The organism is Actinoplanes sp. NPDC000266 (genome assembly GCF_042899005.1).
Taxonomy (GTDB): Bacteria; Actinomycetota; Actinomycetes; order Mycobacteriales; family Micromonosporaceae; genus Actinoplanes.
The window spans coordinates 265,294-287,860 of the sequence record NZ_JBIAZI010000006.1 but is presented as its reverse complement, the minus strand read 5'-3'; the positions used below and the strand labels follow the sequence as shown (position 1 = coordinate 287,860).

General features: G+C 70.4%; 22 protein-coding genes. 9 read left to right on the top strand and 13 right to left on the bottom strand.

Features of this window, described 5'->3' with window-relative positions; translation table 11 throughout:
- Position 1 precedes the first annotated feature (1 nt).
- Entirely contained in the window at positions 2 to 1,312 is a 1,311-nt protein-coding gene (locus tag ACFY36_RS25585) for a M20/M25/M40 family metallo-hydrolase (RefSeq protein WP_499748460.1), read from the top strand.
- Here the strand turns inward: ACFY36_RS25585 and ACFY36_RS25580 are convergent.
- Positions 1,309 to 2,751 carry an RNA-guided endonuclease InsQ/TnpB family protein gene (locus ACFY36_RS25580; protein ID WP_499748459.1) on the bottom strand — a complete coding sequence of 481 codons (1,443 nt, stop codon included), beginning with the start codon at positions 2,749 to 2,751 and terminating at the stop codon, positions 1,309 to 1,311. The genes ACFY36_RS25585 and ACFY36_RS25580 overlap by 4 nt on opposite strands.
- A gap of 21 nt (positions 2,752 to 2,772) precedes the next feature.
- Positions 2,773 to 3,618 (bottom strand): LysR family transcriptional regulator, encoded by an 846-nt coding sequence (locus ACFY36_RS25575; protein ID WP_499748458.1) that lies wholly within the window; start codon positions 3,616 to 3,618, stop codon positions 2,773 to 2,775.
- Between the two features lie 70 nt (positions 3,619 to 3,688).
- Here ACFY36_RS25575 and ACFY36_RS25570 point away from each other — a divergent pair, with 70 nt between their 5' ends.
- Positions 3,689 to 4,348, top strand: a complete 660-nt coding sequence (locus tag ACFY36_RS25570; RefSeq protein ID WP_499748457.1) for an SDR family NAD(P)-dependent oxidoreductase — start codon at positions 3,689 to 3,691, stop codon at positions 4,346 to 4,348.
- Position 4,349: 1 nt separating this feature from the next.
- On the opposite strand, the gene ACFY36_RS25565 is transcribed toward ACFY36_RS25570, so the two are convergent.
- The 3 genes from ACFY36_RS25565 to ACFY36_RS25555 form a co-directional block, all read right to left on the bottom strand.
- Positions 4,350 to 4,865 carry a hypothetical protein gene (locus tag ACFY36_RS25565; RefSeq protein ID WP_499748456.1) on the bottom strand — a complete coding sequence of 172 codons (516 nt, stop codon included), beginning with the start codon at positions 4,863 to 4,865 and terminating at the stop codon, positions 4,350 to 4,352.
- Between the two features lie 77 nt (positions 4,866 to 4,942).
- A complete protein-coding gene (locus ACFY36_RS25560; RefSeq protein WP_499748455.1) occupies positions 4,943 to 5,413 on the bottom strand; it encodes an NUDIX hydrolase in 471 nt (156 codons plus the stop codon).
- 26 nt (positions 5,414 to 5,439) lie between these two features.
- Positions 5,440 to 5,637, bottom strand: a complete 198-nt coding sequence (locus tag ACFY36_RS25555) for a hypothetical protein (RefSeq protein WP_499748454.1) — start codon at positions 5,635 to 5,637, stop codon at positions 5,440 to 5,442.
- Between the two features lie 96 nt (positions 5,638 to 5,733).
- Here ACFY36_RS25555 and ACFY36_RS25550 point away from each other — a divergent pair, with 96 nt between their 5' ends.
- Positions 5,734 to 6,333, top strand: a complete 600-nt coding sequence (locus ACFY36_RS25550; protein WP_499748453.1) for a CGNR zinc finger domain-containing protein — start codon at positions 5,734 to 5,736, stop codon at positions 6,331 to 6,333.
- A gap of 3 nt (positions 6,334 to 6,336) precedes the next feature.
- Here ACFY36_RS25550 and ACFY36_RS25545 read toward each other — a convergent pair whose 3' ends face one another.
- The 5 genes from ACFY36_RS25545 to ahcY are packed head-to-tail and all read right to left on the bottom strand — an operon-like array spanning position 6,337 to position 12,568.
- On the bottom strand, positions 6,337 to 7,908 hold the full coding sequence (locus tag ACFY36_RS25545) for an ABC transporter permease (protein ID WP_499748452.1): 1,572 nt from the start codon (positions 7,906 to 7,908) through the stop codon (positions 6,337 to 6,339).
- Complete coding sequence (locus tag ACFY36_RS25540; protein WP_499748451.1) at positions 7,905 to 8,798, bottom strand: ABC transporter ATP-binding protein; 894 nt, start codon at positions 8,796 to 8,798, stop codon at positions 7,905 to 7,907. The genes ACFY36_RS25545 and ACFY36_RS25540 overlap by 4 nt, the downstream gene beginning before the upstream one ends.
- Positions 8,795 to 9,397, bottom strand: a complete 603-nt coding sequence (locus ACFY36_RS25535) for a TetR/AcrR family transcriptional regulator (protein ID WP_499748450.1) — start codon at positions 9,395 to 9,397, stop codon at positions 8,795 to 8,797. The genes ACFY36_RS25540 and ACFY36_RS25535 overlap by 4 nt, the downstream gene beginning before the upstream one ends.
- Before the next feature lie 33 nt (positions 9,398 to 9,430).
- A complete protein-coding gene (locus tag ACFY36_RS25530; RefSeq protein ID WP_499748449.1) occupies positions 9,431 to 11,050 on the bottom strand; it encodes a Na+/H+ antiporter in 1,620 nt (539 codons plus the stop codon).
- Between the two features lie 57 nt (positions 11,051 to 11,107).
- Entirely contained in the window at positions 11,108 to 12,568 is a 1,461-nt protein-coding gene (gene ahcY / locus ACFY36_RS25525; protein ID WP_499748448.1) for an adenosylhomocysteinase, read from the bottom strand.
- 163 nt (positions 12,569 to 12,731) lie between these two features.
- Here ahcY and ACFY36_RS25520 point away from each other — a divergent pair, with 163 nt between their 5' ends.
- The 4 genes from ACFY36_RS25520 (at position 12,732) to ACFY36_RS25505 (ending at position 16,123) form a co-directional block, all read left to right on the top strand.
- The gene (locus ACFY36_RS25520; protein WP_499748447.1) at positions 12,732 to 13,616 is read left to right on the top strand and encodes a HAMP domain-containing protein; all 885 of its coding nucleotides are present in this window, start codon (positions 12,732 to 12,734) and stop codon (positions 13,614 to 13,616) included.
- A gap of 73 nt (positions 13,617 to 13,689) precedes the next feature.
- The gene (locus ACFY36_RS25515; protein ID WP_499748446.1) at positions 13,690 to 14,586 is read left to right on the top strand and encodes a LacI family DNA-binding transcriptional regulator; all 897 of its coding nucleotides are present in this window, start codon (positions 13,690 to 13,692) and stop codon (positions 14,584 to 14,586) included.
- Between the two features lie 68 nt (positions 14,587 to 14,654).
- The gene (locus ACFY36_RS25510; protein ID WP_499748445.1) at positions 14,655 to 14,984 is read left to right on the top strand and encodes a YciI family protein; all 330 of its coding nucleotides are present in this window, start codon (positions 14,655 to 14,657) and stop codon (positions 14,982 to 14,984) included.
- Positions 14,981 to 16,123, top strand: coding sequence for an RNA polymerase sigma factor (locus ACFY36_RS25505; RefSeq protein WP_499748444.1), 1,143 nt, complete (start codon positions 14,981 to 14,983; stop codon positions 16,121 to 16,123). Before ACFY36_RS25510 ends, ACFY36_RS25505 begins: the two co-directional genes overlap by 4 nt.
- Positions 16,124 to 16,261: 138 nt before the next feature.
- Here ACFY36_RS25505 and ACFY36_RS25500 read toward each other — a convergent pair whose 3' ends face one another.
- From ACFY36_RS25500 to ACFY36_RS25490, 3 genes are read right to left on the bottom strand one after another with little or no spacing between them, the layout of a single operon-like run.
- Positions 16,262 to 16,945 (bottom strand): SDR family NAD(P)-dependent oxidoreductase, encoded by a 684-nt coding sequence (locus ACFY36_RS25500; protein ID WP_499748443.1) that lies wholly within the window; start codon positions 16,943 to 16,945, stop codon positions 16,262 to 16,264.
- A gap of 17 nt (positions 16,946 to 16,962) precedes the next feature.
- Positions 16,963 to 18,189, bottom strand: a complete 1,227-nt coding sequence (locus ACFY36_RS25495) for an EAL and HDOD domain-containing protein (RefSeq protein ID WP_499748442.1) — start codon at positions 18,187 to 18,189, stop codon at positions 16,963 to 16,965.
- A gap of 17 nt (positions 18,190 to 18,206) precedes the next feature.
- Positions 18,207 to 19,391 (bottom strand): CehA/McbA family metallohydrolase, encoded by a 1,185-nt coding sequence (locus ACFY36_RS25490; protein ID WP_499748441.1) that lies wholly within the window; start codon positions 19,389 to 19,391, stop codon positions 18,207 to 18,209.
- Between the two features lie 193 nt (positions 19,392 to 19,584).
- Between ACFY36_RS25490 and ACFY36_RS25485 the strand changes: the two genes are divergently transcribed.
- Both ACFY36_RS25485 and ACFY36_RS25480 read left to right on the top strand, forming a co-directional pair.
- Positions 19,585 to 21,573, top strand: a complete 1,989-nt coding sequence (locus ACFY36_RS25485) for a glycosyl hydrolase family 28-related protein (RefSeq protein ID WP_499748440.1) — start codon at positions 19,585 to 19,587, stop codon at positions 21,571 to 21,573.
- Between the two features lie 95 nt (positions 21,574 to 21,668).
- Complete coding sequence (locus tag ACFY36_RS25480; RefSeq protein ID WP_499748439.1) at positions 21,669 to 22,562, top strand: NAD-dependent epimerase/dehydratase family protein; 894 nt, start codon at positions 21,669 to 21,671, stop codon at positions 22,560 to 22,562.
- Positions 22,563 to 22,567: the final 5 nt, after the last annotated feature.

The window sequence follows — 22,567 nt, the reverse complement described above, 5'->3', positions numbered from 1 at the left end:
GGTGAGAGAACTCGAGGCGTTCCGCGACCTGCTCCGCATTCCGACCGTCTCGACCCGCGAGGCCGAGGAGTGGGACGCCGGCCCGTTCGACGACTTCCACGAGGCGCTGCGGCGGCACTTCCCGCTGCTGCACGAGAAGCTCGAACGGACCCTGATCGGCACCCACGGCCTGCTCTTCCACTGGCCGGGCGCCTCGGCCGAGCGGCCCGTCGTGCTCATGGCGCACATCGACGTGGTGCCGGTCGAGGGGGAGTGGACGCATCCGCCGTTCGAGGCGGTCGTCGAGGACGGCGTCGTCTGGGGCCGCGGCACCCTCGACTGCAAGGCCAGCCTGACCGCCATCTGCCAAGCCGTGGAAGACCTGCTGGCCGCCGGGCACACTCCCGCTCAGGACGTGTGGCTCTCCTTCGGCTGCGACGAGGAGGTCGCCGGCGTCGCGGCCCAGCTCGCGGTCGACGAGCTGCGCCGGCGCGGGGTCGCGCCCTGGTTCGTGCTCGACGAGGGCGGCGCGGTGGCCCACGACGTGCTGCCCGGCGTGCCGGTGCCGGTCGCCGCCATCGGCGTCACCGAGAAGGGCGTCGCCTCGATCGAGCTGAGCGTCGACGGCCGCGGCGGCCACGCGTCCACGCCGGCCCCGATGGGACCGACGGCCCGCCTGGCCCGGGCCATCACCCGGCTCGACCGTTCGCCGATGCCGGCCACGACCCCGGACGTGGTGGTGGAGTTCCTGCGCCGCGCCTCCGAGCACGCCACCGGCCCGATCGGTCTCGCCCTGCGCGGCGCCGTCCGCTCCCGCCCCGTGCTCACCCGGCTCCTTCTGGCGGCCGGCCCGGAGGCGGCGGCGATGGTGCGGACGACCTTCGCGGTCACCACGCTCAGCGGCTCACCGGCCCTGAACGTGGTGGCGTCGAACGCGACCGCCGGCGTCAACATCCGCATCCTGCTCGGCGACACCATGGCGAGCGCGATCACCCACGTCCGCAAGGTGATCCGTGACAAGAAGGTGACGATCCGCGTGGTCCACGACGGTGAGCCGTCACCGCCGTCACCCCTCGATGACGCGTTCCAGCTCATCGAAGCGATCACGGTGGAGCATTTCCCCAGAGCGGTTCCAGCGCCGTACGTCATGATGGCCGCCACCGACGCACGGCGCTTCACCGCGATCTGCGAGCGGGTCTACCGCTTCACACCGTTCGAGATGACCAAGCAACAGCGCGAGGCGATCCACTCGTACGACGAGCACATCACGGTCGACGCCTACCTGGCCGGCATCAAGTGGTATCGCTCTCTCCTGGAAAAGCTGCCCGCCTAGTGCGGTGTCCACGAACGTTTGCCGGGTGGGTTCCGGTGGTGTTGTGGATCCTCGCCCATGAGTGTGGACGAGCGACTCCCCACCGGTATGGGTGGGGCGGGCCTCCGCCGGCCAACTGACCCTGCTGCCGCTGCCCGTGGTGGGTGGCGGCGGGGGTCACGCCGGGCCGTGAGGACACCGGGCAGGTGTCGTCCGGCTCGACGGTGCGTGACTGCACTCATGTGAGCGGGTGCGGTGGTGGTGACGCTGCCCGGGGTTCGGGCGGCGATGGTGAACGCCGCGGCGAGGTCGCGATGCCCGGCGAACTGACAGTGCCGGCAGGTCATGGTCCTGCCGCGTGGTTTGGTGATCTTCTTGCGGCAGTGTGGGCAGGTCGAGGAGGTGCCGCGTTCGTCGACCAGGTGCACTTGGATTCCGGCCAGTGCGGCTTTGTCTTGCAGGATTTGCAGGGTGCGGCCGATCTGCCACTGCCGGAGCCGCAGGTTGTGCCGCCGCCCGGCCGGCAGATCGAGCACACCACGCGGGTCCCCGACGGTCAGCGTGCCGATCCGGTGCTCGACAGCCCAGCCGACCACTGTTGTGGCGGCCTCGTGCAAGGCCTGCCGCACGCGGCGGCGGTGCCGGCCTTCGATCAGCCGGGCCCGGCGGCGGGTCTTGCGCCAGCGCCGCGATCCGCGCTGGCCTTTGCTGGGTGTTCGGGTGGCGGTGGCGCGGCGGCGGGCTTTGGTGTCGGCCAGGTGCAGGCGGTGTTCGGCGCGGATGGCCCGGCCGGAGACCAGCAGCGCCGCACCGTCGCGGGTGGCGACGGCGAACGGGTGGATGATCCCGCAATCGACTCCGGCGACGCGCCTGGGATCAGGTCGCTGCCCGGCCGGATACGTGGCGATCGGGAGTTCGGCGGTGACGTCGATGCACAGTCGGCCGTCGGCGAACAGCAGGGTCACCGACCGCACCGTCTCGACCGGATACGGCACCGCCCGATCCAGCCGCAGCAGCAACGCCCGGCAATCCCGGGCGACCGGTAGCCGCAGGCGGTGTCCGTCAAGGCCGAAGGTGCCGTGGTACCAGCGGATCGGCATCAACGAGCGCCGGCGGCGCGGGAACCGCACCTCGAGGGCGCCGGCTTTGCGGCGGGCGGCGGCGGAGAACCAGGCATCGGAGTAACGCCGTAACACCGACCGGGCGCCCACGCTGTCGAGTTCACTGAACGTGCCCGGCCCGGACTGGGCCAGCAGGCGGCACAGCTCCTGATAGCCCGCCGCCGGGGCGTCCCCACGCCGGCGCCGCCAGCCGTTGACCTCCAGCACACACGCCCACACGTCCCCGGCCGAGCGCAGCAGGCCGAAGCAGCGCTGCCGTTGGGCGCGGGTCAGGCGTAGGCCGATCCGGGCGGTGCGATGCACGACCGGATCGGGGCTAGCGCCACGACGTCTAGGCATGGAGCAAGGATGCCGCGGCCGTCAAACCCGGTCAACGTTCATGGAAACCCCACTAGCCGCGGTGACAAAAGCCGCGACTGCCCGCGACCGGCTGCTCTCGACCCAGGCCAGGACCAGGGTGGCCGGGACGGCGTCGAGCACCGGCCGATAGACCACACCGCGATGCGGCCGCTGCGCCGCCGACTCGGTGACCAGCGCGATCGCCCGGCCCAGCGCCACCAGCTGCATGAGCTCGCCCACGTCACCGACCCGCGGGCCGGCCACCGGGCGCGCGGCCTCCGGGAACTGCGGGAGCTCCTCGCCGGCCAGGTCGTCCATGCGCAGCTCGTCGCGGGCGGCGAGCGGATGACCGTCGGCCAGCGCGACCACCCGCCGCTCCACCGCCAGCTCCTCGGTGGCGAGCCCGCTCAGATCGTTCTGCGGGTGGTGCAGCAGCCCGACGTCGGCCCGGCCGTCGCGGAGCATCGCCGCCCGATCGCCGAGCGAGAAGGCGAATTCAACGGGCAGAGCATCGGGGCGTTTCTCGTACGCCCTGAGGATCGCCGGCAGGAGCCCGGCGTCACCGCCCGGCTTCATCGCCAGCACGAGGCACGCCTTCGGGCCGGTCCGCTGCGCCCGCCGTGCCGCGGCGGCCACCGCGTCGAGGGCGGTCCGGCCCTCGGCCAGCAGCACCTCACCGGCCGGGGTCAGGCGGCTGCCATGGCTCGTACGCTCCAGAAGCTCGACGCCGAGGCGATGCTCGAGCCGCCGGATCGCCCGGGAGAGCGGCGGCTGCGCGATGCCCAGCCTTTCCGCGGCCCGCCCGAAGTGCAGCTCCTCGGCCACGGCGACGAAGTACCGCAACTCGCGCGTCTCCACGTCCTCCATACCTGGAGGGTATCGCCGTCGTACCCCATCGATCTTGGGTCGAAGGGCGGCCCGGTGGTCGGATGGGGTCATGTCCGACACGAAGATCGCCCTGGTCACCGGGGCCGCCCGCGGAATCGGCGCCGCCATCGCCGAAGGTCTCGCCGCCCGGGGGATGACCGTCATCGCGGCCACCCGGGCCGACCTCGACGTCACCGACGACGCCTCGGTCGCCGCGTTCGCGGCGCGCCACGACCGCCTCGACATCCTGGTCAACAACGCCGGCATCTCCGGTGGCCGCGAAGGGCAGGCGCCCGGCGCGGCCGACCTCGCGGTGATCCGGGCCGTCTACGAGACCAACCTCTTCGGCGTCATCCGGGTCACCGAGGCCTTCCTGCCCCTGCTCCGCGCGTCGGCCGATGCCCGCATCATCAACGTCTCCAGCGGCACGGCCTCCCTGCACTGGAACACGGACCCGGCGCACGCCTTCGCGGCTCGCGGCACCCCGCTCGGTTATCCGGCGTCGAAGGCCGCCCTGAACATGCTCACCGTCCAGTACGCCAAGGCGCTGCCCGGCATGGCGGTGAACGCCGTGGCCCCCGGTGCCTGCGGCACCGACTTCGCCAAGGACCTGGGCCTGTCCCTCGAACGCACGGCCGCCGACGGCGCCGCCGTGGCGATCCAACTGGCCACGATGGACAACCCGCCGACGGCCGCGTTCGTCTCCGACGAGGGACCGGTTCCCTGGTAGGTCAGCAGCCACTCCACTGGCTGGTCCGCAGGCTGGTGCCGACCCCGCCGACCTCCTTGAGCGAATCCGGGAGCACGATCGTGGTGTCCACGGTGATCCCCCAGCGGTAGCTGCCGCACGGGTGGTTGTAGTCCTCGACCGGCGAACTGTTCTTCACCTTGCGAACACCGCAGGCGCTGTGCCCGTACCACGTGCCGCAGACGCCCTTGGGCCCGTAGCGGCAGGCCTTGCCGGTAGTGCAGATGCCCGGCGTCTCCTTGATGCCCCGGCAGTTCAGCAGGGTGCCGTCCGCCCTCTGGCAGTAGATCGAGTTCTCAGCCTTCCACTGATCGCCGTACGGAATGTCGAACAGGTCGATGCAGTGCACACCCTGGTTGCCGAGATCATCGGTGCCGACCACCCGGCATTCGTGATCCACCAGGCGCCATTCCGCCGCCATGGCCGGCCCGGCCCCGGGAACCACGAGCCCGGCGATGGCCAGGACACCGACCACGAGAGAGATAAAGATCCGTCGCATGATCAGAGTGCACCGGCCCGGCCGGCTGTCCGGCTACCTGTCCGAACACCTCCGAACTGTTCCGAACGGCGCCGAACTCACCGCACGAACCACGGCCCGGCCGCCGGGTCGAGGGCGATCGCCAGGCAGCGCGCCTGATGCGGCGGCAACGGCGGCACGGCGGCCGGCTCGAACCAGGCGACCTCGACCGACTCGTCGTCGTTGACGTGGGCCTCGCCGCCGAGGGCGCGGCACTGGACGCCGATGGCGAGCCAGTGGATCTGGTCGCCGTTGGGCGCCACGGACAAGTCGAGCGCCTCCACCGCGAGCAGGCGTTCGGCCTTCACATCGACGCCGGTCTCCTCGCGGACCTCGCGGACGGCCCCGGCGGCCGGCTGCTCGCCCGGTTCCAGACAACCGGTGGTCAGGGCCCACTCGTGGCTGTCCGAGCGCCGGACCAGGAGCACCCAGCCGCGGTCGTCGAGCACGACCGCGATCACCCCGGGCAGCGGGAGCGGATCGTGCCCGACCTTCGAGCGGAGCGCGACGACGAACTCAGGAATCGGCATGGGCGCACCGTAGAACGGTCGAGCAGTCAGGCGGCGGAGAGGGCCGGCTTGGGTGAGACGGCGCCGTGGTCGAGACGGGTGGCGAGCCGGCGCAGCGCGGCGGCGGTCGCGCGGCGGCCACGGCCGGGCGGTCGCTCCGCCACGACCGGACTGGCCGGGAGGGCGGAGCGCATCGGGCTGGTGCCGGCGCCGGTCACGAGTGGGGCTAGTGCCAGTTCCTGCATCGGGATCTCCTCGGTTGATCGATGCGGGCTAAACTCGTTTCACTAGAAACATAGATACCGCGCCTGGTGCGGGTCAAACACGTTTTGGTGGAATCAATGTCCGGATCCGCGTTTCTGGAGCCCTTCGGGGGCGCCGTCTGTCTCGACTTCGCCAACACGCTCGACGGGCGCGCCACCGCGCAACCGACGGAATTCCTGCACACGTACGCCGATCTCGCCGGCTGGTCCGCATATGCCGGCCTGATCGACGAGCCCACGAGCGCGCGGCTCCGCCGGCACGACTCCCGGGCTTCACTGCGGACGGCGCTGAGCCTGCGGGAGGCGATCTTCGAGGTCTTCACCGCGATCGGCCGCGGTCAGGAGCCGCCGGCCGGCCCGCTGGAGGAGGTGCGGCGACGGTACGCCGAGGCGGTCGCCGCCGCTCGCCTCATGCCCTCGCCGGGCGGCTCGTTCACCTGGCAGTTCCTCGGCGACGACCCCGATCGGGCCTGGTGGCCGATCAGCGTCGACGCCGTGCGCCTGCTCACCGGAGGGCCGCTCGACCGCGTCAAGGTCTGCGCCGCCGAGGCCGGGTGCATCGGCCTGTTCGTCGACACCAGCAAGAACCGCAGCCGCCGGTGGTGCACCATGGACGGCTGCGGTGTCGAGGCCAAGGTCCAGCGCCAGGCGCGGCGCCGCCGGGCGGCCCGCGGCTGACGATCAGTCCGGGATGTTCCTCCTCCGGAGGCCGCCCAGGCCGATCACGGTGAGGACCGCGGCCACGGCGAGCAGGGTGACCAGGGGTGTCACCGTGACGTCGCCTCCGGGCAGGTGCGGGATGTGGGTGAAGGGGGAGACGTCCAGGAGCCACTGGTCGAGCTGGAGGGTCTGTCCGACCAGCAGGATCAGCAGGCAGAGAGCGGGAGCGCCCCACGCCGCGGCCGACAGCCGGGGGAGCAGTCCGAAGAGGAGGACCGCCACCGCGGCCAGGACCCAGACCGCCGGGAGCTGGACCAGGGTGCTCGTCATGATGGCGCCCAGGTCGCCGTCGGTGTAGGTGAGCCCGGCCACCAGGCCCTCGGCGAGCAGGGCCACGGCCGGGCCCAGCAGGGAGAACAGCAGGTGGGAGCCGGCCCAGGCGTAGCGGGACACCGCGGTCGCCAGCAACGGCTCGGCGCGGCCGGACTGTTCCTCGTCGCGCAGGCGCAGGGCGGCCTGCACGGCGTAGCAGGAGGCGATCAGGCCGACGATTCCGGCCGTGCCCGCGAAGTAGTTGTCGACCAGGTTCGAGGCGCCGCCGAGGCGGGCGAAGATGTCGCCCAGGTTCTGGTTGTCCTCGATGAGGGAGACGACGCTGCCGCCGACGCCGCCGAAGATGAGGCCGAGCAGGGCCAGGCCGATCGTCCAGCCGGCCAGCAGGCCGCGGTGCAGGCGCCAGGCCAGGGCCAGCGGGGTGCCCATGGCCGAGGTGGCCGGGCCGAGCCGGGCCGGCAGCAGGCCGCCGCCGAAGTCGCGCCGGGTCAGCAGGACCGCGGACAGGCCCGCGGCCAGCACCACGAACAGGGCCGACAGCAGGACGGGCCACCAGTCGTTCGTGCCCCACGGGAAGATGTGCGTGGCCCAGCCGATGGGGGAGAGCCAGCTCAGCCAGGAGACGGCGCCGTCGCCGATGGCCGAGACGTCGCCGGCCACCCGCAGCGCGTACGCGGCGCCGAGCGCGACCACCGCGATCGTCCGCGCGCCGCGGGCGCTGGCCGTGAGCTGGGCGGCGATGGCGCCGACGGCGGCGAAGGCGCAGCCGCTGAGCGCGAGCTCGAGGCCGAACAGCACCGAGCCCTCGGCCGGCATGCCCTGCCCGAGCATGGCCGCGGTCAGGATCGCGCCCAGCACCAGGCTGGCCGCGCAGGTGGTGATCAGGGCGGCCGCGAGCTGGGCGTGCCGGCCGACGGCGCCGGCCGCGACCAGTTCCGTACGGCCGGTCTCCTCGTCGGCGCGCGTGTGCCGGATGACCGTGAGGGCCGCGAAGAGCGCCACCATGATCGGGATGAAGCCGGCGCGCCACGCCACCAGCTCGCCCAGCGACGAGCCCTCGATCAGCCCGTAGAGGCCGACGAACCCGGCGTTGGAGGAGCTGACCGTGGCGTATTCGAGGCGGTCGGCCGCGGTCGGGAAAAGGCCCTCGAAGGAGGCCACGTAACCGGCCGGGATGAGGGCGAGAAGGACCACCCACAGCGGCATGAGGACGCGGTCGCGGCGCAGGACGAGCCGGATCAGCCGGCCGGCGCCGGTCACGACCCGGACCGTGAGTATTGGCGGAGGAACAGCTCCTCCAGCGACGGCGGCTGGCTGACCAGGGACGTCACGCCGACCTTGACCAGGGTCTGCAGGGCCGGCGACAGTGCGTCCGTGTCGACGTCGAAGCGTACGCGGCCGTTGTCGATCTGGAAGTCATGGACGCCGGCCAGGGAGGCCAGGCCGTCAGGGGGCCCGGCCAGGTCGGCCTGGATCGTGGTGCGGGTGAGATGGCGCAGGTCGGTCAGGGTGCCGGTCTCGACGGTGCGGCCGTCGCGGATGATCGTCAGCCGGTCGCACAGCTTCTCGACCTCGGCCAGGATGTGGCTGGAGAGCAGGACCGTACGGTCGCCTCGCCGTTTCTCCTCCAGGATGACCTCACTGAAGACCTCCTCCATCAGGGGGTCGAGGCCGGAGGTGGGCTCGTCGAGGATGAGCAGCTCGACGTCGGAGGCGAGGGCCGCGACCAGGGCCACCTTCTGCCGGTTGCCCTTGGAATAGGTGCGGCCCTTCTTGCGCGGGTCGAGCTCGAAACGCTCGAGCAGCTCGGCCCGGCGTTTCGTGTCGAGGCCGCCGCGCAGCCGGCCGAGCAGGTCGATGACCTCGCCGCCGGTCAGGCCGGGCCAGAGGGTGACATCGCCGGGCACGTACGCCAGACGTTTGTGCAGTTCGGTGGCGGAGGCCCAGGGATCGCCGCCGAGCAGGCGCGCCCGGCCGCCGTCGTGCCGCATGAGGCCGAGCAGGACGCGGATCGTGGTGGTCTTGCCGGCCCCGTTCGGGCCCAGGAACCCGTGCACCTCGCCGGTCCGGACCTGCAGGTCGAGCCCGTCGAGGGCGGTGACCCGGCCGAACCTCTTGATCAGTCCGGCGACGTCGATGGCCTCGGTCATGACTGTTCCTCCCCGAAGATCTTGTCGAGCTGGGCCCGCGCCTGATCGGCCTGCGAGGGCGTGATGAGGGGTTGCGAGAAGAGGTCGAGCGACGCGTTCAGCACGCGCGTCCAGCCCTCGACCGAGCCGACGTCGCTGCCCACGGCGCGGGAGAGAAGGTCGCGCATGGTGAACATCGACATCTTCATGACGGTGAGCAGGCCGATGTACGCCCGTGGGTCCGCCACCTTGAGCTCGGTCGATGCCAGCCATTGCTCGCCGTAATCGATCATGCGGTCGAACATGGCGGTGCCGGACGGCGACCCGTCCATGGTCGAGCGCATGAAGTAGCGCTGGAGCAGCAGGATCTTCGGCGTCAGCCGGTCGAGCGACTGGAACTCGGTGAAGTGGGCGTTGACCCGGAGGAGCTCGCTCAGCGCGAACTCGTCACAGGCGTCGCGCAGCCCCTCTTTGGAGCCGAAGTGGTGGCGCAGGAGGCCGGAGGAGACCCCGGCCGCCTGCGCGATGTCACGGATGGTGGCGGCCTCGACGCCGCGCTCGGCGAAAAGCTCGATCGCGGCGTCGCGGATGCGCGCCCGTGCCGTCAGGTCGCTACTCACACGTGCAATTTACTACACGCGTGTGTAGCTCGACTAGCGTCTATCGGGGAGCAGACGTTCCTCGTGGTCGAGCTCGCGCTCCAAAATCCGCAGACTCTCGTCGTTGAGGTTCCCGGCGTCGCGCCATCGCAGCAGCTCCTCGCGCTGCGACTCGATCACCATGCGGCGGACCATCAGCGCCGCCTCGTATTCCGGCGACGTCGGCATTTCGTCCGAATCGGCGTTCTCGAGCAGGTCCAGCCGCTTGCTGTAGCGCTCGAGCCGGATCTCCAGCTGCTTGCGCATGTTCTCGATGGCCCGATCCTCGACGTGGTCGTGCTGCTCCTCCTGGATGTCCTCGAGCCGGTCCAGGGCGGCCCGCACCGCGGCCGACCGGGCCTCGTTTCGCTCCCGGGCGTCGTCGGCGTGGTTGGCGCGCAGTCCCAGCATCCGTACGAGCGGTGCAAAGGTCAGACCCTGGCCGAGCAGCGTCACCAGCACCACCACGAAGGCGCAGAAGTGGAGCAACTCGCGGTTGGGCACCGACTCGGGCAGCGTGAAGATGGCGGCCAGGCTGATCACGCCGCGGGTGCCGGCCCAGCTCAACGCGGTCACCTCGCGCCCGGTCAGGGCCCGCTCGCTGCGCCGGCCGTCGAAATCCTCGCCACCCAGCCGGGCGTGCAGCGAGCGTGGCAGCAGCTGGGTCAGGATCAGCCACAGCGGGCGCAGGATCAGCGTCACGCCGACCGTCACCGCCACCGCGATGATGATCGTGGACATGTCGTAGTTGCTGAGCTCGTCCACCACGGTGGGCAACTGCTGGCCGATCAGCAGGAAGACGAAGCCCTCGAGCAGGAAGTCGACGAGCCGCCAGACCGCGCTGGTCTGCAGGCGGCTGGCCGCCCCGCTGTAGCGCGGCGAGTCGTGCCCGATGATCAGGCCGGCGATCACCACGGCCAGCACGCCGGAGACGTGCACCGACTCGGCCAGGACGTAGGCCGCGAGCGGCGTGACCAGCGAGATCGCGTTCGCGGTCAGCGGGTCCTGCCGGACGTGCCGCAGCTGACGGACGAGGAAGGCGACGATCACACCGGCGATCACGCCGCCGATCGCCATGAGGAAGAACTCGCCGATCGCGGACGGCACGGAGAAATGGCCGCCGTTGGCGGCCGCGATCGCGACCGTGAGGATGGTCAGCGCGGTCGCGTCGTTCAGCAGCCCCTCGCCCTGGATCAGCGTGATCAGCTTGCCGGGCAGGCCCGCGCGGCGGCCGACCGCGAGCGCGGCGACCGGATCGGGAGGGGCGACGGCGGCGCCGAGGGCGACACCGGCGGCCAACGTCGCGCCGCCCACCCACATGTCGATGCCCCAGCCGATGAGCAAGGCGGTGACCAGCACCAACAACACCGAAAGACTGATCACGGTGCGCATGTGGCGGCGGATGTCGAGCAATGACGAATCAAGCGCCGCACTGTAGAGCAGCGGCGGGATCACATAGGTCATCACGAGCTCGGGTTCGAGCTCTAGGTTCGGCCCGGGCAGCAGCGCGTACGTGATGCCGACGATCGTCAGAAGAGCGGCGGCCGGAAGGCCGGTCTTTTCCGCGATCAGCCGGACGGCCACGATCAGCGCGACGCCACCCAGGATGAGGAGGAGTGTGGTCTCGGCGTGCACGCAGTCTATTTTTCCTGGCCGACACGGAGATAACTGTGTCGGCCAGGAAAACAGTGATCAGTAGCGGTAGTGCTCGGGCTTGTACGGCCCGTCGACGTCGACGCCGAGGTATTCCGCCTGCTTCTTGCTGAGCGTGGTCAGCTTGACGCCCAGCGCGTCCAGGTGCAGCCGCGCGACCTTCTCGTCGAGGTGCTTGGGGAGCACGTAGACCTGCTTCTCGTACTCACCCGGCTTGGTCCAGAGCTCGATCTGGGCCATGACCTGGTTGGTGAACGAGTTGGACATGACGAAGCTGGGGTGGCCGGTGGCGTTGCCCAGGTTCATCAGGCGGCCCTCGGAGAGCACGATCACCGAGTGACCGTCCGGGAAGCGCCACTCGTGCACCTGCGGCTTGATCTCGACCTTCTCGACGCCCGGCACCTTCTCGAGGCCGGCCATGTCGATCTCGTCGTCGAAGTGCCCGACGTTGCCGACGATCGCGTTGTGCTTCATCGCCTGGAGGTGCTCGACCCGGATGATGTCGGTGCCGCCGGTCGTGGTGATGAAGATGTCGGCCTCGCCGACGACGTCCTCGATGCGCGCGACCTGCATGCCGTCCATGGCGGCCTGCAGCGCGCAGATCGGGTCGACCTCGGTGACGACGACGCGGGCGCCCTGGCCCCGCAGCGTCTCGGCCGCGCCCTTGCCGACATCGCCGTAGCCGCAGACGAGGGCGAGCTTGCCGCCCAGCATCACGTCGGTGGCCCGGTTGAGGCCGTCGACCAGCGAGTGCCGGATGCCGTACTTGTTGTCGAACTTGCTCTTGGTGACCGCGTCGTTGACGTTGATCGCCGGGAAGAGCAGGGTGCCCTCCTTGGCGAGCTTGTAGAGCCGCGCCACACCGGTCGTGGTCTCCTCGGTGACGCCGCGGATGTCCGCCGCGACCCGGGTGAACCGCTGGCCGTCGGAGGCCAGCGAGGACCGGAGCGTCTCGAGGATGATTTTGTACTCGTGGCTGTCGGCCTCGGTGCCCTGCGGGACCGCGCCGGCCGCCTCGAACTCGACGCCCTTGTGCACGAGCAGGGTGGCGTCGCCGCCGTCGTCCAGGATCATGTTCGGGCCCTGGCCGTTGCCGAAGTCGAACAGCCGCATGGTGGCCCACCAGTACTCGTCCAGCGTCTCGCCCTTCCAGGCGAAGACCGGGACGCCGGTGGGAGCGTCGACGGTGCCGTTCGGGCCGACGACGACCGCGGCCGCCGCCTCGTCCTGCGTCGAGAAGATGTTGCAGGACACCCAGCGCACCTCGGCGCCGAGCGCGATCAGCGTCTCGATCAGCACGGCGGTCTGCACGGTCATGTGCAGCGAGCCGGCGATGCGGGCGCCGGCCAGCGGCTTGGAGTCGCCGTACTCGGTGCGCAGGGACATGAGCCCCGGCATCTCGTGCTCGGCCAGGCGGAGCTGGTGACGTCCGGCCTCGGCCAGCGAGATGTCGGCGATGGCGAACTCGAGGCCGTTACGGGTCTGAAGTTTGTCGCTCACGAAGAGGGGTCTCCCTCCCTCATCAGGAGGCGCCCTTGCGTCTAAGAACCCGCGCCGAGCGTGGCGGGCCGCTGACTTTGGTAGCTCAGTGGGGCCCGTCGCAGCGCCTCTCGGTGTCGGGCTCTAATACTCTAGCGTGTCCGGTCTGGCAGGGTAGGGGATCATGCGTCTGCGCACTCAGCTCACCCTCGCCGTCACGGCGCTGGTGGCCCTCGTGGTGGCCCTGGCCGGGCTTTTCGTCGTGCTGCGGATCGACGGCCGCGATCAGGACGCGCTGGACCGGGAGATCTCGTCCCGGGCCGACCGGGTCCGGGTCACCGCGTCGAAGAACGGCACCCTCGCCTCGGACGGGTCGTTCGCGGCCCGCCTGATCAAGGGCGGCGAGGTCGTCAAGCAGGTCGGATCGGCGGCCGGCTTCCCGCTGCCGGCGCCCGGCGGCTACACGACGGTGAAGGCCGGTGACGGCGAGTGGCGCTCGTTCGGCGAGACCCTGTCATCGGGCGCTCAACTGCAGATTCTCATGAGCCAGGACGACCTGAACGACCAGCACGGCAGTAACGTGCGCATCGTGGTTCTCCTCGTGGTCCTCGCGGCCCTCCTCAGCGCGGCCGGTGTCTGGTTCGCGACGGGATACATGCTGCGCCCGTTCCAGCGGCTGCTGACGTCGGCCCGTGACCTCGACCCGTCCGACCCGGCGTCCCGCCTGCCCGAGGTGCGCAGCCCGCGCGAGGTGGCCGAGCTGGCCTCGACGCTGAACGGCCTGCTCGACCGGGCCCGCGGAACCAGGCAGGCCTCGACGCCGGCCATCGCGCCGCCTCCTCCGGCTTTCGCCGCCGACACGGTCGAGATCCCGAAGATCGTCGTCGAAAAGGTCGTCACGCGGCCGGGCCCCGACCTGCGTCCCCCGCTGGCCGATCTCGGCGCCAACCTCGAGGCCCTGCTCGACAACCCGGACATGCCGGCCACCCAGCGCCACCTCATCCTGGCCGCGATGGCCGACGAGCACCGCCGCATGGTCACCCTGATCGCGGAGCAAGCTGACCAGTGACCAGTCCCGCCAGGGATTGATTAAACATCAAAGACCTTCCATAAAACCTCAAAAACCCCTCATTCTGTACGTCGTGAAGCACCCCCACCGGATCCGCGAGATCGCCGAGCGCGCCGGCCTCAGCCCGGCCACCGTGGACCGGGTGCTGCACGAGCGCGGCGGGGTGCGGGAGAGCACGGTCCGCCGGGTCCACCAGGCCATCGCCACCCTGGACCGCCGGGAACCGCCCTGTCAGCCCACCGTCACCGTCGACGTGGTCGTGCCCCGGCCGGAACCGGTCCGCGCCGCCTTCGCGGCCGAGCCCACGCCGATGATCCGCCCCCGGTTCCACCGCGACCTGGCCGACGCCGGCCACGCGCAGGGGCTGATCCTGGACGCCCCCGACACCCCCGAGGTCACCGAGGCGGTCGGCCGGCTCGACATCCCCGTCGTCACCCTCGGCCGCGACCTGCCCACGAGCAAGCGGATCGCCCACTTCGGCCCCGACGACGTGGAGGCCGGCGCCACCGCCGCCTATCTGGTCGAGCAGTGGCTGGCCGACCGCGCCGGCGACGTGCTGCTCGTGGAAGGCGGCCGCCCGGACGCGGACGCGGGCTTCCGGGCCGAGATGAGGTCACGCGCGCCGAACCGGCGGCTCCTGTCGGTCCCACCGGCCGGGGTGCGCCCGGCGCTGGCCGCGAACCCGTCCGTGCGGGCGGTCCACTCGGCCGCCGCCGGCAACACGGAGGTGGTCGAGGCGTTCGCGGCCGAACGCCGCCGCTACGACGTCTTCGTCGCCCACGACCTCGACGACGAGAACGCCGGCCTGCTGCGCGACGGCAAGCTGTCCGCCGTACTCCATCATGACCTTCGGTCTGATCTTCGCCTTGCGTGCCGGGCCATCCTGCGGGAGCTGGGCCTGCTGGCCGGTCCCCCGCCGGAAGCGCAGGCCGCGGTGCAGGTGATAACTCCGATGAACATTTCCGTCTGATGCTGTCCGATTGCCGGTGTCCCCGTTCGTCACCCTGGTGACAAGCGATCAGCGAGGGAGAGACACCGATGAAGTACATGATGTTCGTCTGCACCGACACCGAGCCGGAGACCGACGAGTCGCGGGTGCCCGACATCGAGGTGTGGGTGGCCGAGAACGACACCGCCGGCCGCCGGGTGACCGGCAGCGTCCTGGCCGCGCCGTCGGCCGCGACCACGGTCCGGGTGCGATCCGGCGAGGTGCTGCTCACCGACGGCCCGTTCGCCGAGACCAAGGAGGTGATCGTGGGCTTCGACATCCTGGAGTGCGCCGACCTGGACGAGGCGATCGCCGTGGCCGCCGCCCACCCGATGGCCTACAACGGCCGCCTCGAGCTCCGTCCCCTCGTGAACCTGTGAAGGAAGTAGCTGAGGCGGCCCAGGACTCGTACACCCGGATCGTCGCGACTTTGATCCGGGTGACGGGTGACTGGACCCTGGCCGAGGACTGCGCCCAGGACGCGCTGGCCGCCGCCCTGGAGCGATGGCCGCGCGACGGCGTGCCCGGCAACCCGGGCGGCTGGTTGATGACGGTCGCCCGGAACAGGGCCGTCGACGTGCTGCGGCGTGCCGCGGTCGAGGAGACCAAGCTGCGGGAGATGGCGATGATGTGGGAGCCGGCGCCACCCGACGACCGCCTGCGGCTCATCTTCACGTGCTGTCACCCGGCGCTGTCCCTGGAGGCCCGGGTGGCGCTGACCCTGCGCACGGTCGCCGGCGTGCCGACGGCCGGCATAGCCCGAGCGTTCCTGGTCTCGGAGGCGACGATGACCCGCCGCCTCACCCGGGCCAAGTCGAAGATCGCCGAGGCCCGCATCCCGTACCGGGTGCCTTCCGACCTGGGCGAACGCCTGCCGGGCGTGCTGGCCGTGCTCTATCTGCTCTTCACCCGGGGGTACGACGCCGACGGTGAGCCGGCCTTCGCCGAAGAGGCCATCAGGCTGGCCCGCATGCTGACGGCCCTGATGCCGGCCGAGCCGGAGGTGACGGCGCTGCTGGCGCTGTTCCTGTTGCAGCATTCACGCCGGGACGCCCGCCGGGACGCCAAGGGCGACCCGATCACGCTGGAACAGCAGGACAGGTCCCGCTGGGACCGGTCGGCGATCGACGAGGCGGTGGAGATCCTGTCGCGTACGCCGGTGGAGGGTCCCTATGCGATCCAGGCCCACATCGCGGCCTGCCATGCGGGGGACGGAACGGACTGGCTTTCGGCGGCGAAGTGGTACGACGAGTTGTCCCGGGTGCAGTCGACGCCGGTGGTCGAACTGAACCGGGCCGTGGCGCACGGCTACGCCTACGGCCCGGCCGCCGGGCTGTCGTTGCTGGCCGCGGTGGACGGCGCGCCCGAGGGTTACATGCTGGCCGTCGAGGCCGATTTGAGAGCCCGCAGCGGCGACGGGGCCGCCGCTTCCGACTTGTTCCGCCGGGCGGCCGCCGCTGTTCCTGACGGTCCCGAACGGCGCGCGCTGCTCAAACGAGTCCACAGCGAGCACCGCTGATCACCGCCAACGCAGCCCCCGCCCTCCCAAAGGGGGCCCCCGTCCTGGCGACATTCTCCCGCGAAAACGCGTGATCGTGCCGCCCGCCTGTGGACAGCCAGGGACTGTGGACAACGAAGGGCGGCCCGAGTCGATCTGCTACAGCATCTCGACGATTGTGCCGCCTTCGCCGTCGCGCAGCAGCCGCAGCGCCACGTCGACGATCTCTTCGGGTGGGATCAATGCCGGCCGCTCCTCCGGTGGCAGGGCGGCCACCTCGGCGTGCGCTCGTTCGAGGCCGATCCACCCCGGCACGATGCCCATCACGCGGGTCAGCGGCAGGTCGCCCATCGTGGTCGTGAAGCGGATCAGGCCCGCCTTCGACGCGCCGTACTCGGGAGAGCCATAAGGGTCCGCTCCCAGCCCGGCCGACGAGGCGATGTTGAGGATCGCGCCGCCGCCCAGCTCCGCCATCGGTGGAATCACGAGCTGGGTCAGGTGCATCGGCCCGACCAGGTTGAGCTGGATCGTGCGGCTCCAGTCGGCGTACGCGGCGGCCGGATATTGCGAACCCGCGGTCCAGCCGCCCGCGTTGTTGACCAGGATATGCGGCCCGCCGGCGGCGGTGGCCAGGGCGACCAGCCGTTCTCGGTCGCCGGGGTCGGTGACGTCGCAGCGGACCGCTCGGTAGGAGGGCAGGCCCTCGCCAGCGGCGCGGCTGGCCTCCTCGTCCACGTCGGCCGCCAGCACCTGGGCGCCCGCTGATGTCAGCGCGGTCGCGATCGAACGGCCCAGTCCCGCGCCGGCCCCCGTGACGACCGCGACGGTTCCATCGAGATCCATGGCTCGACGCTAGTGGGTCAGGCCGCCGCCAGCCTGTTCGTGGCGTCCAGGGCCTTCGTCGACCAGCGCACCGCGTCCATGTACTCGCCGACCAGGTTGACGTCGGCCGGGCCGCATTCGCCGTGCTCGTACGCGTCGACCGCCTGCAGCACCTGCCCCAGCGACCCCGTCCCGTTCGTCAGGGCCGCCGCCACCTGCGGGGCCAGCGGGAACTGCTCCGCCATGTCGGCCGGGGTCATGCCCAGCACCCCGGCCACGCCGGTGATCACGCCCGCCATGAAGGCCGCGTCCGACGGCGCCCCGAACGAGTGGGCCACGTTCTCGCAGAGCCGGGCCCGGGTCAGCACGTCCAGCATGTGCTCTTCCGTCGCCCCGCCCACCTCGTCCAGCACCATCAGCATCGCCCACTGGCGGATGTGTGGCAGTCCCACCATCACCACCGCCTGGTGGACCGACGAGACCCGGTTCGCGTGCCCGGCCGCCACCGAGTTGCTCGCCCTGAGCACTCGCAACGACAGCGCCGGGTCGCTTGCGATGATCGAGACGATGCGGGCCAGGTCGGCGTCGGGCGCGCTGAGCGCCGCCACCAGCTCCAGGCGGCGCAGGCGGGACGGCGACAGGCTGGCCACCGTGAGGACCTGGGGGTGCGAGAGGACGTACCCCTGACGCAGTTCCATGCCGTAGCGGTCCGCGATGGCGAGCTGTTCGTCCGTTTCCAGGCGTTCGGCCACGATTTTGATGTTGGGGTGTTGCCGGCAGGCGGCCACCACCTCGTCGAGGTTGCTCAGGTCGCCGTCGAGCAGGTCGAGCTTGACGTACGAGGCGATGCCGAACAGCTGCTCGTGCCCGGAGCCCCAGACGAAGTCGTCGAGCGCGATCCGATATCCGGCCTCGGCCAGCCGGGTGATGCCGGCGACGACCTCCTCGTCCATCTCCACCGTCTCCAGCACCTCGAGCACCACCTGGGCCGGCCCGAACGGCAGGGCCAGCTGGCCGGTGAGGAACTCGCGGGTGAGGTTGATGAAGCAGAGCCGGTCGCCGGCCACCTCGCCGATGCCGAACTCGGTGAACGCGTTCACGATGACCGTGCTGGTGGCGTACGTGTCCTGCCGTCCCGCCGCGACCGCTTCCATGCTGCCGCGGAAGAGCAGTTCGTAGGCGAAGACCTCGCCCTGCTCATCGAAGATCGGCTGGCGGCCCACGTGCACGAGCTGGGTGCCGGTCGAGGAGGCGGTGGATGTCACACCGCTGCTATCGGCCACTACTCATCCGACTTGAGCCACCACGGGCTCGAGTAGGCGACACCCCAGTCGTTGCAGGGGTGTCCGAGCGGTCCGGGGGAGTCGTTCTCCTGTCCCGGGTCGGAGACGCGCAGCAGGACCCAGTCGCCGTCGTCGGCGTCCAGCGGCACGGTGAACGAGGTGACCCGGCCGACCTCGACGTCGATCACGTCGGCCACTTCCGGGTAGAGGGTGCCGGGCCGCAGCACCTGCACCAGCAGCTCCCGGCCTTCCCAGTGACGGCCGCGGTCGAGGTCGAGCTCGAATGTCACGTCACTCTTGGTGAGGGGCAGGTGCTTTCCCATCCGTACGCCATTGGCCCGCGCGTCGAGGCGCAGACCGCTCACCCGCGTCGCGAAGAAGCGGCGCCGCCGCATCGCCTCGAGCACCCCGGCCCGGGTGTTCTCGGTGACCCAGATGCCGGTGCGCCCCCGGCCCTCGTCGAAGCCCCAGTCGGTGCCGTGCTCGTCGGCCACGCCGGTGATCCCGGTCCGCCAGCCCGCGTTGAGGCAGGCGTTCAGCGGTGAGCCCTGCAGCGGCCAGCCTTCGAAGAGGTAGTCGTCGCGGTTGTTGAACATCTCCAGGCTGACCATCTGCCGGCGCAGCGCCGGGTGATAGGCGAAGTCGTCGAAGCGCAGGAACTGCCGCCCGGGATGGTTGAAGCCGCAGATCCCGGAGGTGTTCGCGATCCAGTCGTAGAGCCGGTGCATGCTGCCGGTCTCGGTGGGTTCGGTGTAGTCGTCGGTGAACCAGACGTTGACGTGGCCGAGGGCCGAGTGCGACCACTCGAAGCCGCGGATCGCCGTGTAGGCGCCGGGCTCGTCGGCCTTGTCGGCGAGCTGCCCGGTGCGGCTCCACTCGGCGTGGCTGAGCCCGTCGATGCCGAGGAGCTTGGAGTGGTCGGTCAGCGCGGCCACGTCGAGTCCGGCCGAGCGCATCGAGGCGAAGGCGAGCGCGGGGTCGCCGTGGCCGTCGGACATGAGCGTGTGGTTGTGCAGGTCGGCTTCGACGAGCCGGGTGCCGTCGCTGATCCGGGAGCGGCGCCGGCCGGCGACGGCCGCCTCGGCGCTGCCGGGGGTGGCCGCGAGCATGAGCATCCCGCCGGCGGCGGCCAGCAGGGAGCGTCGGGCGAAATGGTGTTTATGGGGGTGTTCGTCCGATGACATGCAGGAAGCTTCTCAAGGTCCGGGTGCCCGGCGTGGTTGAACCCCCGCAAGGGGTCGAAAGGTGCAAGAAGGAGTTCCAAGAACGCAAACACAGAACAGCAGCGCGAAAATCGACGACAACATCTTGTGCACTACGTCACACCGGTCCTAAGGTCACCGGCAACGCTCCTCCTCTGTAGAGAAGAGTTCGTCGATGTTCCTGGAACTGAGACGTGGCGGCTGGGCCATCGCGGCCGCCACAGCCTTGGGAACCGTCCTCAGCGGAGGCGCGGCCTACGCGGCCCCCGCGACCGAAACGAAAGTCACCCGCGCCGGCCTCGACCCCGCCCTCGTCGCCGGCCGGGGCGCGACCGTCAACTTTCTGGAGCAGGAGGCCGAGACCGCCCGCACCAACGGCGCCGTCATCGGCCCCGACCGCACCGCCTACACGCTGCCCGCCGAGGCGTCCGGCCGCTCCGCCGTGCGCCTCACGCCGGGCCAGTGGGTCGAGTTCACGCTGCCGAAGGCGGCCAACGCGATCACCGTGCGCTACAGCCTCCCGGACGCGCCGAACGGCGGCGGGATCACCGCGCCGCTGACCGTCAAGGCCGGCAGCCTGACCCGCACGATGCCGCTGACCTCGCAGTACTCCTGGCTCTACAACCAGTACCAGTTCACCAACGACCCCAACGCCGACCTGCTGCACCCGGACTGGTGGATCACCGAGTGCGCCTGCGTGCCGTCGGCCACCACCCCGGCGCCGGTGATCACCAAGCCGTTCCGGCCCATGCACTTCTACGACGAGCAGCGCCTCCTGCTCGGCAAGACGGTCAAGGCCGGCGAGAAGGTCCGCCTGACCGCCTCGAACAAGGCCGCGTGGACCGTCATCGACCTGCTCGACTCCGAGCTGGTGGGCCCGCCCAAGGTCAGCCTCGTCGCGGCGAACGTCCTCGCCTTCGGCGCCGACCCGACCGGACGCCGCGACTCGGCTCCCGCCTTCGACCGGGCCATCGCCTTCGCCCGCAAGACCAAGCTGAAGGTGTACGTCCCCCCGGGCACCTTCCAGGTCAACCGGCACATCATCGTCGACGACGTGACGATCGAGGGCGCCGGCAACTGGTGGACGATCATCAAGGGCCGCGAGGTCGCACTGTCCACGCCCGCGCCGGACGGCTCGGTGCACACCGGCGTCGGCTTCTACGGCAAGGACGCCAAGGACGGCGGCAGCCGCAACGTGCACCTGTCCGGCTTCGCGATCGAGGGCGACGTCCGCGAGCGCATCGACACCGACCAGGTGAACGGTGTCGGCGGCGCGATGAGCGACTCGACCATCGACGGCCTCTACATCCACCACACCAAGGTGGGCCTGTGGTTCGACGGGCCGATGGCCGGCACCAGGGTCACCAACAACATCATCGTCGACCAGATCGCCGACGGCCTGAACTTCCACACCGGGGTCACGGGCTCGCTGGTGCGCAACAACTTCATCCGCAACACCGGCGACGACGCGCTGGCGATGTGGGCCGAGAAGGTGACCAACTCCGGCAACACGTTCGACCGCAACACCGTGCAGACGCCGACGCTGGCCAACGGCATCGCGATCTACGGCGGCGACGACATCACGGTGTCGAACAACCTGGTGGCCGACCCGATCCGCGAGGGCAGCGCGATCCACGCCGGTTCCCGGTTCGGGGCCGAGCCGTTCACCGGCCGTCTGCGGATCATCGACAACACCACGGTGCGCGCGGGGACGTACGAGCTGAACTGGAACATCGGTCTGGGCGCGATCTGGATCTACGCGCTGGAGAGGAACATCGACGCCGACATCCAGGTGACCGGCGACCACTTCCTGGACAGCACCTACAACGCGATCATGCTGGTCGCCGACTGGCCGGTGAAGGATCTCTACTCGATCACCAATCTGCACTTCAAGGACATCAGGGTCGACGGCACGGGTACGAGTGTTCTCAGCGCCCGGGTGGCCGGCGGCGCGACCTTCGAGAACGTCGACGCCCGCAACGTCGGCGCGGTCGGCGTGAACAACTGCGGCACGTTCCACTTCACCCCGCAGGGGTCCGAGTTCGCGGTGTCGGATCTCGGCGGCAACGACGGCGGCTGGCTGGCCCCGTGGATGCTCCCGAACACCATCACCTGCGACGACAGGCCACCGGTGGTGGCGCCTCCGGCGCCGTCTCCCTGGTAGGCCGAAGGATGCCGCCCCATCGGACGATTCCGGTGGGGCGGCGTTTCCTTGGTAGCCTCGCCCGAGTCGGACGGGAACGTCGTACGGAGGAAGTTTTGAGTCAAACGCTGCTGGTCACCGGTGGTGCCGGGTTCGTCGGTTCTGCCCTGATCAAGTCCCTTTTGACCGACTTCCCGGCGGCGGCCGTCGTGTCGCTCGACAACTACTTCACCGGCGTGCCGGAAAACCACGTCAACGACCCCCGGGTGACCTACGTCGACGGCTCGACCGTCGACGTCGCCAAGATCTGGGCCGACCGCGGCCTGCCCAGCCCCGAGATCGTCTTCCACCTGGGCGAATACTCGCGCATCGTCCAGTCGTTCGACGACCACGACCTCACCTGGGAGTTCAACCTCCACGGGACCAAGGAGGTCGTGAAGTTCGCGTCGGCCAACGGGTCCAAGCTGATCTACGCGGGATCGAGCTCGAAGTTCGGCAACGACGGCCAGGACGAAAACCTGAACCCGTACGCCTGGACCAAGGCGAAGAACATCGAGTACATCAAGAACTACGCCGACTGGTTCGGCCTCGACTTCGCCATCACGTACTTCTACAACGTGTACGGCCCGGGCCAGATCACCAGCGGTAAATACGCGACCGTGATCGGCATCTTCGAGGACCACTACCTGCGCGGTGAGCCGCTGCCGGTGGTCTCGCCGGGCACGCAGACCCGCGACTTCACCCACATCGACGACATCGTCCGCGGCATCGTGCTGGTCGCCCAGAAGGGCAGCGGCGACGGCTATCTGCTCGGCGCCGGCCACGAGCGCCCCATCCTCGACGTGGCCCAGATGTTCGGCGTGCCGTACGAGCTGGTCCCGGCCCTGCGCGGCGAGCGCGTCCGAGGTCAGGCCGACACCACCAAGGCGTCCGAGCTGGGCTGGCGCGCCGAGCGCCAGCTGCCGGAGTACATCGCCGCCTTCGTCGCCGCACATCCGCGTGCCTATTGATTTTC

What these genes read in the sequence shown, in the direction of transcription:
- ACFY36_RS25520 (WP_499748447.1), top strand. Translation starts at nt 12,732, where the DNA reads ATGCGTCTGCGCACTCAGCTCACCCTCGCCGTCACGGCGCTGGTGGCC.
- ACFY36_RS25540 (WP_499748451.1), bottom strand. Translation starts at nt 8,798, where the DNA reads ATGACCGAGGCCATCGACGTCGCCGGACTGATCAAGAGGTTCGGCCGG.
- ACFY36_RS25550 (WP_499748453.1), top strand. Translation starts at nt 5,734, where the DNA reads ATGTCCGGATCCGCGTTTCTGGAGCCCTTCGGGGGCGCCGTCTGTCTC.
- ACFY36_RS25500 (WP_499748443.1), bottom strand. Translation starts at nt 16,945, where the DNA reads ATGGATCTCGATGGAACCGTCGCGGTCGTCACGGGGGCCGGCGCGGGA.
- ACFY36_RS25565 (WP_499748456.1), bottom strand. Translation starts at nt 4,865, where the DNA reads ATGCGACGGATCTTTATCTCTCTCGTGGTCGGTGTCCTGGCCATCGCC.
- ACFY36_RS25490 (WP_499748441.1), bottom strand. Translation starts at nt 19,391, where the DNA reads ATGTCATCGGACGAACACCCCCATAAACACCATTTCGCCCGACGCTCC.
- ACFY36_RS25570 (WP_499748457.1), top strand. Translation starts at nt 3,689, where the DNA reads ATGTCCGACACGAAGATCGCCCTGGTCACCGGGGCCGCCCGCGGAATC.
- ACFY36_RS25555 (WP_499748454.1), bottom strand. Translation starts at nt 5,637, where the DNA reads ATGCAGGAACTGGCACTAGCCCCACTCGTGACCGGCGCCGGCACCAGC.
- ACFY36_RS25485 (WP_499748440.1), top strand. Translation starts at nt 19,585, where the DNA reads ATGTTCCTGGAACTGAGACGTGGCGGCTGGGCCATCGCGGCCGCCACA.
- ACFY36_RS25510 (WP_499748445.1), top strand. Translation starts at nt 14,655, where the DNA reads ATGAAGTACATGATGTTCGTCTGCACCGACACCGAGCCGGAGACCGAC.
- ACFY36_RS25580 (WP_499748459.1), bottom strand. Translation starts at nt 2,751, where the DNA reads ATGCCTAGACGTCGTGGCGCTAGCCCCGATCCGGTCGTGCATCGCACC.
- ACFY36_RS25560 (WP_499748455.1), bottom strand. Translation starts at nt 5,413, where the DNA reads ATGCCGATTCCTGAGTTCGTCGTCGCGCTCCGCTCGAAGGTCGGGCAC.
- ACFY36_RS25575 (WP_499748458.1), bottom strand. Translation starts at nt 3,618, where the DNA reads ATGGAGGACGTGGAGACGCGCGAGTTGCGGTACTTCGTCGCCGTGGCC.